The organism is Paenibacillus glycanilyticus, assembly GCF_030161375.1.
Taxonomy (GTDB): Bacteria; Bacillota; Bacilli; order Paenibacillales; family Paenibacillaceae; genus Pristimantibacillus; species Pristimantibacillus glycanilyticus_B.
Window position 1 is genome coordinate 339,763 of sequence record NZ_BSSQ01000019.1, and the last position, 11,886, is coordinate 351,648.

The following is an 11,886-nucleotide window of genomic DNA, read 5'->3' on the forward strand; positions in this document are numbered from 1 at the left end:
ACTCGCGTCACCTACTCCTTGGATACTCCGGCACTCGCAAACGTCGCCATTTCCCTCATGAGCTTGAGCGATGCGTCTATGAAATGGAAACACAGGACAGCGCCCGTGCCTTCCCCTAGCCGCATATCAAGCTGAATCATGGGAGAGAGCCCTATCGACTCCAATACAACGGCATGCCCTTGCTCTTGCGACAAATGGGAAGCGAACAAATAAGGTTTCACTTGTTCCGCGAGCCGAACGGCCACGAGAGCGGCTACCGAGGAAATAAATCCGTCAACAACTACCGGACAACCTCTGACAGCAGCGCCAATCATAAATCCGGCCATTCCCGCAATTTCGGCGCCGCCTACCTTGGCAAGCGTATCGATCGGATCGGATGCATCAGGTTGATTAACTGATATTGCCCGTTTAACGACTTCGATCTTATGCCGCCAGCCGTCCTCGTTGATCCCCGTTCCGCGTCCCACCGAAAGCTCCGGCGACAGACCGGTCAATACGGAAGTAAGCGCCGCGCTGGGAGTCGTATTGCCGATCCCCATCTCGCCGGTCGCAAACAACGTGTAGCCCTTATCCGCTAACTCTTCCGCGACTTGTACGCCTGCCATGACGGCTTGAAGCGCCTCTTCTCTCGTCATCGCGGGTTGCTTCGCCATGTTGGCCGTTCCGCGAACAACCTTGCGGCTGATCAACATCGGATGGTCCAAATCGGCGTTAACTCCCATGTCCACGCAAAATACATCGGCTTCGGCCTGCCGGGCCAGCACGTTAACGGCAGCACCGCCATTCAGGAAATTGAATACCATCTGAGGCGTAACTTCTTGCGGATACGCGCTTACGCCTTCCTCGCATACGCCATGATCGCCAGCCATCACGACAACCGCTTTACGGCTCAAATCCGGCCATAGCCGGCCTGAGATACCCGCCAAACGGAAGGCAATTTCCTCAAGTTTCCCCAGACTTCCGGTCGGCTTCGTCAACTGGTCGGAATGCGCTTTGGCTTCCGAGGCCAACTCTTCCCGAAAAGGCGCAATCCGTTTTATAACCTGGCCTAAAGCTTTCTCCAATTCAATCGCCATATGTATATATACCCTCTCTTCTTACAATTTTACGGACTCGGCTGCAACAAAATTTGCGGAGTGCCGGTTACGGGGTGTTTGACTATCGACACGTCCGTGAGATAAACATCCCGGATCAACGCTTCGCTCAGCACATCAAGAGGCGCACCCATTGCCGCAATCCCGCCTTTATGAAGCACCAGAATCCGATCGCAATACAAGGCTGCCAAATTCAAATCATGAAGGACGGCCACTACGGTCAAACCTCGCTGCCGTTGCCATTGCCGCACCGTATCCAGCAGTTGTACCTGGTAACCGATGTCCAGATAGGTTGTTGGTTCATCCAGTAAGATCACTTCCGGCTCCTGAACCATCACTTTGGCGAGCGCAACCCGTTGCCGCTCCCCGCCGCTCAGTTGATCGAGCGTCCGATTTGACAGCTCCGCAAGTCCCATCGATTGCAAAGCATGGTCGATCAGCATCGAATGATCTTCCCGTTCGTCGCCGAACCAGTTCTGATAAGGGAAACGGCCCATCTCGACAACTTGGCGGACCGTAAATCCAGCCGGGGGCAGTCCTCCCTGTTGAAGGACAGCGAGCTTGCGGGCAAGCGCTTTGCGGGAATACGAAGACAATCGGACTCCATCCAGACTGACCTCTCCGGAGGATGGCTTCCTCACCCCCGACAGCAGTTGAAGCAATGTGGATTTCCCTACTCCGTTAGGTCCGATAATCCCATGGATTCGGCATGGTTCCAGATCGAAAGAGACATTGTTCAACACCGGACGGCCGCCTACCAGCATATTCACTTGTCGAACGTTAATCATCCGAGGCCCTCCTGTCCTTTTTTGCGCCGGTATAATAAATAAGCAAAAAACGGAGCTCCGATCAGAGCGGTTACGACACCAAGGGGAATTTCTTTTGGAGCAAGCGCAATTCTGGCAATCGTGTCGGACCATAACATAAACATGCCTCCGCCAATCGCCGACAGAGGAATAAGCAGCCGGTAATCAGGACCCACCATCAACCGAATGAGATGAGGCACGACAAGCCCTACAAAACCGATCACGCCGCTTACCGATACGGCTGCCGCCGTCAACAGCGTGGAACCAATCAGAACGATCAACTTTGTCCGCTCTACCCTTATGCCCAAATGAGCCGCATGCCGCTCGCCAAGCACAAACAGGTTTAATGCTTGTCCGTACGCGATCAATAGAGGAAGTCCGATAATCAAGCATGGCAGAACAATATACACGTCCGCCCAGCTTTTCATCGCAAGCGACCCCATGAGCCAGAACAAGATCTGATTAATCACATCGTCGGACAGCGATACCATAAACGAAACAAACGCGCCAAGGAAAGATTGAATAATAACGCCGGCTAACACTAACGTTTCGATCTGCATAACGCCTCTGCTGCGCGCAAGGAAAAACACGCCGAGCAGCGTTGCCATCCCCGTCGCGAACGCGATAATCGGGATGGTCCACTCGCCAAGCAGCGTCTGATAACCGAACAAAATGAGAAATGCCGCTCCTACCGAACTTCCCGACGATACGCCTAACGTATACGGATCCGCTAACGGATTGCGCAAGACGCCTTGAAAACCCGCCCCGGCAAGCCCTAGGCATGCCCCGACCAATACGCCAAGCAAAACGCGCGACAATCTGACCTGCGTAACAATCGCGATCTCGCCGGCACCCCAGCGGTTGCCCGCATCATCCGTCCAAGGCAGCTGATGCCACAAAATTCCCCATACGTCGGCAAACGATATCGTCGACGATCCGATCGACAAACTTAAAGCAATAGAAACAGCAAGAAGGAGCAAGGCTGCTCCTCCATAGACCGCTAATTTTCTTTTCATGTTATTTCACAAGATCCGGGTGAAGCGCCTTTGCAACCTGTAAGAGCGCATCCGCCAGACGCGGACCTACGCGGGAAGTTTCGTCGTTGCCGACCTCAAACATCTGTTTGTTCTTCACCGCGTCAATCGCATTCCAGCCTGGGCGGCTTGTAATACCGGTTACGATCGGGTTCGGATCCTCTCCAAGATCAGGATATAAGATAATTTCCGGATTTTCCTTCACAACTTCTTCTGCGCTAACTTCATACCAGCCCGCTTGCCCCGCGCCTACGTTCGTGCCGCCGGCAATCGTCAGGAGCTCGTCCAGGAAAGTGCCCGAGCCCACCGTCCAGCCCGGCGAGAACTCCAAGTAAACGAGTTTCTTCGGAGCATCCTTAACGGCGTCCGTGACTTGTTGTTTCACGTCGCGCATGTGAGTCGCGACTTGCGCTGCCTCACTCGTCTTATTCATAATTTTACCGATTGTTTCGATTTTGGCAATTGTTTCGTCATAAGTTTTCGGATCCGTGGCAAGAACCGTAATGTTCAGCTTACGGAGCTGCTCAACGGCATCGGCATTCATGCTGGAAGATGCCAGGACAAGATCCGGATTAAGCGCGGCTACCGCTTCAATATTGGTCGTCATATCGCCAACCTTGGGCTTGTCCGCCGCTTCTGCCGGATAGTTGCTGTAGCTATCCACCCCGGCAACTTCGTCGGCCGCTCCAACCGCGTAAAGAACTTCCGTCTCGCTTGGCGCAAGAGACACGACTTTCGTTGGCGCTTTCTCAAACGTCAGTTCCGTCCCCGTTGCATCCGTTACGGTAAGCGGGTAGGCTGTCTCCGAAGCGGCAGGGCTGTCTGCCGGTTGTTCGCTTTGTACCGGCGCCTCGGATGCGTTTGCATTCCCCGTATTTGCATTGTTGTTGGCGTTATTCGCACCGCATGCCGCCATAAAGACAAGCATGGCCGTTAGCATAAAGGCTAACATCATCTTCGAAATTGTTGTGTTCCTCTTCATCATGGTTTCTTTGCACTCCCTCTATTTGATAAACGAAAATAAAAAAGGCATTCCCGGCAAAGGTGCCGGAAATGCCGGAAATCCCCTTTGCATGCGCAAAGAAGGATGAGATCCCTCATTCCAACACTTCCCTAATTCCACGTAGGTACAGCGTTCATGCGAACAGGCAGGTCTCCTGACTTGAAGCATCTGCGTCAGCGTCTTCCCGGTTATTGCTCCAGTGACGTTTGCTGACACAAAGGTCTAAAGCCTCGTAATGACGAAGGCTTAGAACGCTTCTTACAGTGGCGGGTCCGTGCCGGATTTGAACCGGACTTCCCTATTAAGCTTGCAGCAGCTGATTCTTCCGCTTCCGCAGCACCTGTATCGCGATTATTCAATTTCGACCTACGTAACTATACCACCCATATTCTAGAATTGTCCAGCCGCTTTTTTGAGCTTTGCTCCCAAGCGGATTGCGTTGCCTACGACCGAAACGGAGCTGAACGCCATCGCCGTGCCTGCCATCCAAGGCTGCAGCATGCCGCATGCGGCGAATGGAATAATGAGAGCGTTATAAATAAATGCAAACGTCAAGTTTTGCCGGACGTTGCGCACCGTCATGCGGCTGATCAGCAACGCTTCGGGGATTGCCGTCATCCGCGGCTGCAACAGCGTGATATGGCCAGCCGTCAAGGCCGCGTCGGTCCCGTCTCCCATGGCAAGACCCACATCCGCGGCTGCCAGAGCCGGCGCGTCGTTCCAGCCGTCTCCCGCCATCCCCACCTTGTAATCCTGCTTCTTCAATTGGTCAACAAGCTCCAGCTTATCTTCCGGAAGCATATTCGCGTATACGCGTTCGTGCGGAATGCCCGCGGTCTGCGCCGCGCTGAGCGCAGGTGCCGGATGATCGCCAGTTGCGAGCAGCACCGTCACCCCTTCCTTGCGCAGCCTGGACACGGCGGATTTAGAGAGCGGCTTAACCGTATCAAAAAAAGACATCGCCCCGATCACCCGGTTATTGTCGGCGATATAAAGCACCGTTTCGCCAAGCTTCTGGCATTCTTCCGCGAAGCTTCGAATGGTCGGACTGCCGAAGGTCCAATTTCTAGCCGCAACAAAACTTGCATTGCCCACTCCGATCTTCCGCTGTTCCACGTTAGCTTCGACGCCTTTCCCCGTCATATAAGAGTAGTCCGCGGCAGTTGGCGGCACCAGTCCGGCTTGCACGGCTTCCGCGCGAATGGCAATGGCAAGCGGATGAGTGGAGTTCGCCTCTACCGCGGCGGCAAGCCTGAGCAAGCCTTGCTTGCTCCCCGTCGGTGCATGAATGCGGCTGATCTTCGGCTTTCCTTCGGTCAACGTGCCCGTCTTGTCCAAGATAAGCATATTTAGCTGGGCTAACCGCTCCAGCGCACCGGCTTCTTTCACGACGATTCCCCGTTTCGCCAGTCTTCCGGAGGCAACCACAAGCGAGATTGGCGTTGCTAATCCGAGCGCGCAAGGGCATGCCGCCAGTACAACAGCAACCGCGCACCGGAATGCCGTTGTCCAATTGCCGGGATCTACTGCGGTTACCCATACCGCAAACGTACCGAATGCAAGCAGCAGCATCGTCGGAACAAACCAAGCGGACACCGCATCTACTTGCCGCTGAATCAAGGACTTGGACCTTTGCGCTTGCCGGACCAAATCCACGATCCGGCTTAGCATCGTCGCATAGCCGGCGGCCGTTGTCCGGATCCTCAGCGTATTGCCGCCATTTTTCGTGCCGGCCCATACTTGGTCGCCGGAACGTTTGCCAAGCGGCACGCTTTCCCCCGTGAGTAAAGACTCATCCACTTCGGATTCGCCGCTTGTGACAATGCCGTCAACGGGAATGATCTGGCCGGCCTGAACAAGCACATAATCATTCTCGCGGACGAATTCCGTCTTGATCTCCAGCTCCACTCCGGCCCGCTCCACGCGCACGACCGCATTAAGCAGCTTGCTGTAACCAGAAGCATCCTGCTGCGCCCTTGAGGTGACGGACGCTTCGATAAACTTGCCCAGAAGAACGGCGGTTATAACAACGGCGGATGTCTCGAAATATAGCGGCACTTCATGCGCAAATAGAGCGGTACGGTCCGCATTAAACACAAGATAATGGCTGTACAAATAAGCCGCCGAAGTACCGGTTGCAACAAGCACGTCCATATTTGTCGCACGCGAACGAATCGCATGGTAAGCCCCGATATAAAACGGCAAGCCGATTACAAATTGAATAATCGTAGCTAGTCCAAGCTGAAGCCAAGGATTGGTCATCATGGCAGGCAGCTCGATCCGCGCAAATGGCGCCAGATGCTGAATCATGGCGGACAGAAGCGGCAACGTGAGCAGCAACGAAATTATTAATCTGATCCGAAGCCGACTCCGCTCTTTCTCGAAACCTTCCTTCGCATGCTCCGGCAAATTGGCTTTAAAGCCCAGCTTGCCGATCTGCTCCATAATGGAGGCTGGCTGAACCATCTCCGGCATATACTGCACCCAAGCCGTTCTAGCCGAATAACTGACCGCTACGGCTTCAACGCCTGGCATTTTGCTTATATTTTTCTCGATTCGGGCCGCGCATGCCGTACAGCTCATCCCTTGCACGGCTAAATCTATCGTTATTCCTTTGTCATCCATGCCGATTCACCGCCTTTCGCTTGTCCAGCTGCGATAATGATATTGGAACAAGCTCCTGCGTTAATCTATATGATTCGAATGGAGAAGCCATGCTAACGCGCAATAAAAAAGCGTGCTAATGAGGCCGTAGACCCCATTAACACGCATAATTCCTCTTTATTTCCCGTATGCCACTTCGCCGTTCCAGGCGAGCATGCCACCGGTCATATTCGCAACCTTATAACCTTGCGCATGAAGGAAGTCGCACGCTCGTCCGCTGCGGGCGCCGCTGCGGCACACAAGAATCAACGCTTCCTCTTTCGGAAGCTCTTCATAACGTTCGCCGAAGAGCGACAAAGGAATGCTGATTGCTTCAGCAATATGTCCCGATTCCCATTCGTCGTCTTCCCGCACGTCGATGAGGTTCAACTTCTCGCTGTTGCTTAGGCGCTCTTCTACTTCTGTTGGCGTAATCTCTGAATACACTTCATTCCACTCCTTCAAATTTCTTGATGATCTTAGACTCATATTGCTGAAAGACCGGCGATTGTTGCAATCCGCGAGCTTCCATCAGCATCTTGTAGCGCAACTCTTTTTCGGTCAGCTTGTTCTTCAAGGCAACTTGTTCCCCGGGATTCCGGCAGAAGCGGATCATGTCCCGCAAGCTAACGATTTCCTTCTTCACGGCCATTTCCTCCGGGATCATTCCGGCATTGCTCAGAAGTTTGTAAGCGACCCTCAGTTCCTCGGGCACATGGGAATGGTCCTCCAACTCAATTGGCTGGCCTTTCCCCTTAAGGTTATCAAACTCGCCTTTCGCCATCGCTTCCTTAATCCGCTGCTCTACCAAGGAGGACATGAAATCCATGTTTATTCCCGCCTCTCTGCCGTTAACGAATAAGCTATTCTGTAAGCATTGTAACGAAAAAGAAGCCTCCCGGCAATGAGAGGCTTCTTTCATGTTAGATCCGGACGGCCGTTCCGCTAACCGCCACCATCAGCATGCCGTCGCGAACGACCTCGTAGTCGATGTCGATCCCGACAATCGCATTGGCTCCCATACGGAAGGCTTGATTTTTCATTTCTTCAAAAGCAACGTCTCTCGCTTCTTTCAGCTTGCTCTCGTAAGCGCCTGAACGGCCCCCTACTATATCGGTAATGGAAGCGAAAAAGTCGCGGACCACGTTGGCACCCATAATGGCCTCGCCTGTTACGATACCGGAATATTCGATAATGGGACGTCCTTCAATTGATGCCGTAGTTGTCACTAACATGTGTGTTACCCCTCCCGAGAATAAGTAAACGAATCATAGCTAGGAATACGTCCGAAACGGCGCGGCGTTTCATTCCATATTCCACATTAAATATTTACCGTGCTATTTCTTCCAATTCAACATTTCGAACCTGGCCGGTATCGGCCGCAACATAAACATGAACGCGCACGCCAAATTCGCCACCGCTGCCCCGAAGCCATAATCGGAACCGTTCCTCGTTCCTCGCGCCTGAAGTTTCAAAATGTCCCTCGTATTTGTAATCGATAATGTTGGCATCCGGATATCGGTTAGCCGTTTCCTGCATGGCTGCTCTGCCGTATTTCGCATAGGAGGGCTCCGCATGTGCCTCAGAAGGGACGCCAAATACAAATACCGCAACGATCAGTAAATAGATAAACCCTTTACTCGGCTTGATTGCCACGTTGCCACCTCATTTTCCACACAATGACTTTCTACTCCTAGTGTGGCTGTACAAGGCAGCAGACATACATCCCTCACACCGGTTCAAGCATGGGCGCGTACATCATGACCGCTTCATTGCCGGCAACAAACTCTTCCCCTAGAAGCTCGCCATCCTCCATGGCAAACGTCCGGCGATAAATCGCGTTACTCCGCACATATCCGCCCCAAGGCTTCAGCTCAATCCGGTGATCCTTCTCAAACACCTCGTAACGGTAGTTGCTTGGCTGGGGTGCGCGCCACTCCCCGACCAGCTTCTCTTCCGTCAACCCCACAATCAGCTGATACGGCTCATTCGTCGGATTATAAATCTGCAAATCCAAATAGTTATAAGCACAGGTTGCCCCGCTGCCAAAAGGTTGCGTCCGACCAGCGTCCGGAAACACGTCATAACTGTGGCGATGCCGCTCGATCACCTGCAATGGCGTATGAAGGGTCATCCAATAAACCAGATTGGACATCTGGCATAACCCGCCGCCTACTCCAGCCTTATATCCGCCGTAAAATAAAACCATCCCGTCTACGTATCCTTTGTTCCTCGTAGGCTTGCCGATTGCCCGCCAATACGAGAACGTCTCGCCGGGCATCAGAACGATCCCGTTCAGTTTGGCTGCTGCCAAAAGCAGATTGGTTACTTTATTCGTTTGCAGCCACCCGTCTACGTTTCTTAACGGTCGGATCAGCGGCGTAGCATGGGTAAACACCACGCAAGGCAATGAAAGCTCCTTATTCATCTTGGCCAGCTTGCGGCTTCCAAACAGCCATTTCAACCGTCGTTTATTCGTAAACCACCATTTCCCTGCCTGCAAACGCATAAACGATCGTCTGACCGGACGATGATGCATCAGATTGTTCAACCTTCGCTTTCTCCTTTCAGAGCTGTCCAAATTTGTTCAGGGGCCAGATTCGGTATACCGCTTTTCCTTCAATGCTGGAGATGGCAATCGGGCCAAGCGCTCGGCTGTCCACGCTATGCTCTCGGTTGTCGCCAAGGACAAATAGCTGCCCCGACCCTACGGTGTACGGGAAACGCGTCACGCCGGGCAAGGTTGACCCCACCGCATAAGGCTCCGAGACCGGCTGTCCGTTCAAATAAATGGAACCATCCTTCACATCCAGAATATCGCCCGGCAGGCCGATCACTCGCTTGACCAACCGCAAGGGGCTTTCCGGACCATGAATGACAACGATATCCCCTCGCTCCGGCATGCGGAAGCGGTAGGACCATTTATCCTCGATCAGGCGCTCGCCTTCGACCAACGTTTTTTGCATCGAGATGTTATGTACTTCTGCTTGCGCGTAAACATAATTCTGGAACAACAAAGCAATCGCGATGGCAGCCGCAATCGAACACAGCCATTCGATCAGCTCCCTCTTCACTCTGCTCTTCCCGGTTAAATGTTCATCCATCCCCTGGCACCCCTTGTAGAAAAAGGAATTGAACATAACCAACACCTAAAACGTTCGTGCCCGGCAAAAAGTTACCTAGGGCGCAAAAAATAACCGTGACAGGTGGATGGCATGTCTTATAAAGTAGATTTATATGAGGGAGGTAGCAGAAATGGAACCATCAACGAGGTCGCAGCGACTACTTTTTATGGCGGTCACCTTAATGTTCTGGATTGCGATGTATACGTACGTGCCGACGTTGTCGCCTTATCTGAGCTATAGAGGGCTGTCGCTTGATTTAATCGGAATCGTGCTTGGGAGTTACGGGTTTGTGCAGCTTCTGATCCGGTTTCCGCTTGGGATGTTATCGGACCGTTGGGGCAAAAGAAAGCCGTTTATCCTGCTTGGCATGCTTGCCGCGAGTATTAGCTGTCTCTTGTTTATTATTCCGGGGAGCTGGATATGGCCGCTTGCGGGACGCGCGATGGCGGGGTTATGCGCTTCGACATGGGTTGCTTTTACCGTGATGTACGCGAATTATTTTGCCGCGGAGGATGCGACAAAAGCGATGGGCAATATTAGCGTCATGACCGTGTCCGGCCAGATGATCGGGATGTTGCTCAGCGGATGGATGTCGGATGGGTTTGGAAAGGATGCTCCTTTTGTGCTGGGGGCGGTCATTGGGGGGATGGGCCTCTTGCTTGCGCTTGCCATTCGCGAGCCGGCCAAGCCGCTGCATGAGCGGAGCGGAATTTCGTTCTCGCGGATCCAAAGCGTCATTCGAACAAAGCTGCTGCTGCGTGTAGCGCTATTGTCTCTGCTTGCTCATTGCGTACTGTTTATAACGATGTTCGGGTTTACGCCGCTCAAAGCGGAGGACATGGGCAGCAGCGGATTTGAATTAACGCTTCTTGTGTTCGCTTTCATGGCGCCTCATGCCCTCGCTTCCATGTTTACGGCCAGCTGGTTCGCACCGCGCTTTGGCAACTGGATGACGATTGGCGCCGGATTTCTTCTTAGCGCGATTTGCACCGTCTCCATCTGTTTTGTGCATTCCATTTGGTTGTTGATCATGACGCAAATCATCAACGGATTTGCCCAAGGCCTCCATATCCCTCTACTGCTAGGGCTCGCGATCCGCGATGTGGACCCGCAAGGCCGGGCAACCGCCATGGGATTGTACCAGGCGGTCTATGCGGCGGGCATGTTCGCGGGTCCGTTTCTAGCCGGTTGGCTGAACGAAGGCTGGGGATTGAACAGCGGGTTCGCCCTTGGCGGGGTATTCGGATTTATGGCCTTGTTGCTCTGCGTCTTGTTTTACAGGCAAGACCGGAGGATACAGCTTCAAACCGTCGCGCAAAATCATAGAAGCATGTAACAGGAGAACAATAGGCCAATTATCTGATTATCAAAAGAAGGATGGCTGCGATTGCCCCGCCGCTTACAATAAATAGATCCTCCCGGCTGAATGTAAGCCGGAGGCCTTGAGTAGGCTTGATCCGCGGATCGCCGATTCCGCGCGCTTCAAGCGCATCCGCCATTTGTTCGGCGAGGCGGAGCAAGGACCGGATGTATGGAACCATAGCCGGCAGCAGCATTCGGAATGGCAGCGAGCCCGAAGGAGTTGTCGCTTTGCCCCGCGCATGCGCAATTTTCACGTAACGCTCCCACTCCGCTGCTAGCAGCGGAATGAAGCGGAAGATTAACGTGACGGTAAGCGCGACCGACGTAACCGGCACTTTAAAGCGACTTAGCCAGCCAAAGGTTTGCTCGAGGCTCCGCTGAACGCGCAGCGGCGTCACGAGTCCCATGAGCGGCAGCCCTAGCATCATGACGATAAGCAGTCCGCTAAACCGCTGTAAACTTTGCAAGGCAGTCTCCCAATCGAAGGCGAATGGCTTCAAATGCAAGCCCGCAATAACGGCGATAATCGCCGTCATGATGACGTAGGCCCGGATCACTTTGATCCAGGGCCTTATTTGCGTCCGCAGCGGGATTAGGGCTGCGGCGCATAAGGCAACCGCGACAGCTAGACCAGCCCAGCTGTGCTGGAGCAGGATCGTTGTGGCGAGCATGAGGTACGCGGCGATTAGCGCCCGCGGATCAAACCGCGAAGCGAGCCGGGGTTTACCGGCCGCAGCGGGCGAAGCCTGCGGCTCATGGGCCGCACGTGCCGCTGCGACGTTCTGTGCAGCGGCATGTGCGGCGGCGGCCAGGCACCGC

The 11,886-nt window shown here is 53.7% G+C and carries 13 protein-coding genes and 1 riboswitch; of the genes, 1 reads left to right on the forward strand and 12 read right to left on the reverse strand.

What is annotated here, in order from left to right; genetic code table 11:
* Window positions 1–11: 11 nt before the first annotated feature.
* From cobT to lepB, 11 genes are all read right to left on the reverse strand, one after another.
* Window positions 12–1,076: a nicotinate-nucleotide--dimethylbenzimidazole phosphoribosyltransferase gene (gene cobT, locus QQK89_RS25550; RefSeq protein ID WP_284241549.1), complete on the reverse strand. Its 1,065-nt coding sequence runs from the start codon at window positions 1,074–1,076 to the stop codon at window positions 12–14.
* A gap of 29 nt (window positions 1,077–1,105) precedes the next feature.
* A complete protein-coding gene (locus QQK89_RS25555; protein WP_284241550.1) occupies window positions 1,106–1,882 on the reverse strand; it encodes a heme ABC transporter ATP-binding protein in 777 nt (258 codons plus the stop codon).
* Window positions 1,879–2,916 (reverse strand): FecCD family ABC transporter permease, encoded by a 1,038-nt coding sequence (locus QQK89_RS25560; protein ID WP_284241551.1) that lies wholly within the window; start codon window positions 2,914–2,916, stop codon window positions 1,879–1,881. Before QQK89_RS25560 ends, QQK89_RS25555 begins: the two co-directional genes overlap by 4 nt.
* Before the next feature lies 1 nt (window position 2,917).
* On the reverse strand, window positions 2,918–3,919 hold the full coding sequence (locus QQK89_RS25565) for an ABC transporter substrate-binding protein (RefSeq protein WP_284241552.1): 1,002 nt from the start codon (window positions 3,917–3,919) through the stop codon (window positions 2,918–2,920).
* Between the two features lie 145 nt (window positions 3,920–4,064).
* Window positions 4,065–4,296, reverse strand: a riboswitch (cobalamin riboswitch).
* A 31-nt stretch (window positions 4,297–4,327) separates the two neighbouring features.
* Entirely contained in the window at window positions 4,328–6,562 is a 2,235-nt protein-coding gene (locus QQK89_RS25570; protein ID WP_284241553.1) for a heavy metal translocating P-type ATPase, read from the reverse strand.
* Window positions 6,563–6,718: 156 nt separating this feature from the next.
* Complete coding sequence (locus tag QQK89_RS25575; protein ID WP_284241554.1) at window positions 6,719–7,027, reverse strand: rhodanese-like domain-containing protein; 309 nt, start codon at window positions 7,025–7,027, stop codon at window positions 6,719–6,721.
* A 1-nt stretch (window position 7,028) separates the two neighbouring features.
* Window positions 7,029–7,409 carry a DUF1992 domain-containing protein gene (locus QQK89_RS25580; RefSeq protein ID WP_284241555.1) on the reverse strand — a complete coding sequence of 127 codons (381 nt, stop codon included), beginning with the start codon at window positions 7,407–7,409 and terminating at the stop codon, window positions 7,029–7,031.
* A gap of 94 nt (window positions 7,410–7,503) precedes the next feature.
* Window positions 7,504–7,815 (reverse strand): YbjQ family protein, encoded by a 312-nt coding sequence (locus QQK89_RS25585; RefSeq protein WP_284241556.1) that lies wholly within the window; start codon window positions 7,813–7,815, stop codon window positions 7,504–7,506.
* A gap of 94 nt (window positions 7,816–7,909) precedes the next feature.
* On the reverse strand, window positions 7,910–8,236 hold the full coding sequence (locus QQK89_RS25590; RefSeq protein WP_284241557.1) for a DUF3889 domain-containing protein: 327 nt from the start codon (window positions 8,234–8,236) through the stop codon (window positions 7,910–7,912).
* 73 nt (window positions 8,237–8,309) lie between these two features.
* Window positions 8,310–9,119 carry a VanW family protein gene (locus tag QQK89_RS25595; protein ID WP_284241574.1) on the reverse strand — a complete coding sequence of 270 codons (810 nt, stop codon included), beginning with the start codon at window positions 9,117–9,119 and terminating at the stop codon, window positions 8,310–8,312.
* Between the two features lie 28 nt (window positions 9,120–9,147).
* Entirely contained in the window at window positions 9,148–9,684 is a 537-nt protein-coding gene (gene lepB / locus QQK89_RS25600; RefSeq protein ID WP_284241559.1) for a signal peptidase I, read from the reverse strand.
* Between the two features lie 151 nt (window positions 9,685–9,835).
* Here lepB and QQK89_RS25605 point away from each other — a divergent pair, with 151 nt between their 5' ends.
* Window positions 9,836–11,041 carry an MFS transporter gene (locus QQK89_RS25605; RefSeq protein WP_284241560.1) on the forward strand — a complete coding sequence of 402 codons (1,206 nt, stop codon included), beginning with the start codon at window positions 9,836–9,838 and terminating at the stop codon, window positions 11,039–11,041.
* A gap of 19 nt (window positions 11,042–11,060) precedes the next feature.
* Here the strand turns inward: QQK89_RS25605 and QQK89_RS25610 are convergent.
* A partial coding sequence (locus QQK89_RS25610) for an energy-coupling factor transporter transmembrane component T family protein (protein ID WP_284241561.1) occupies window positions 11,061–11,886 on the reverse strand: 826 nt, incomplete at its 5' end.

What these genes read in the sequence shown, in the direction of transcription:
- cobT (WP_284241549.1), bottom strand. Translation starts at nt 1,076, where the DNA reads ATGGCGATTGAATTGGAGAAAGCTTTAGGCCAGGTTATAAAACGGATT.
- QQK89_RS25555 (WP_284241550.1), bottom strand. Translation starts at nt 1,882, where the DNA reads ATGATTAACGTTCGACAAGTGAATATGCTGGTAGGCGGCCGTCCGGTG.
- QQK89_RS25560 (WP_284241551.1), bottom strand. Translation starts at nt 2,916, where the DNA reads ATGAAAAGAAAATTAGCGGTCTATGGAGGAGCAGCCTTGCTCCTTCTT.
- QQK89_RS25565 (WP_284241552.1), bottom strand. Translation starts at nt 3,919, where the DNA reads ATGATGAAGAGGAACACAACAATTTCGAAGATGATGTTAGCCTTTATG.
- QQK89_RS25570 (WP_284241553.1), bottom strand. Translation starts at nt 6,562, where the DNA reads ATGGATGACAAAGGAATAACGATAGATTTAGCCGTGCAAGGGATGAGC.
- QQK89_RS25580 (WP_284241555.1), bottom strand. Translation starts at nt 7,409, where the DNA reads ATGGATTTCATGTCCTCCTTGGTAGAGCAGCGGATTAAGGAAGCGATG.
- QQK89_RS25585 (WP_284241556.1), bottom strand. Translation starts at nt 7,815, where the DNA reads ATGTTAGTGACAACTACGGCATCAATTGAAGGACGTCCCATTATCGAA.
- QQK89_RS25595 (WP_284241574.1), bottom strand. Translation starts at nt 9,119, where the DNA reads ATGCATCATCGTCCGGTCAGACGATCGTTTATGCGTTTGCAGGCAGGG.
- lepB (WP_284241559.1), bottom strand. Translation starts at nt 9,684, where the DNA reads ATGGATGAACATTTAACCGGGAAGAGCAGAGTGAAGAGGGAGCTGATC.
- QQK89_RS25605 (WP_284241560.1), top strand. Translation starts at nt 9,836, where the DNA reads ATGGAACCATCAACGAGGTCGCAGCGACTACTTTTTATGGCGGTCACC.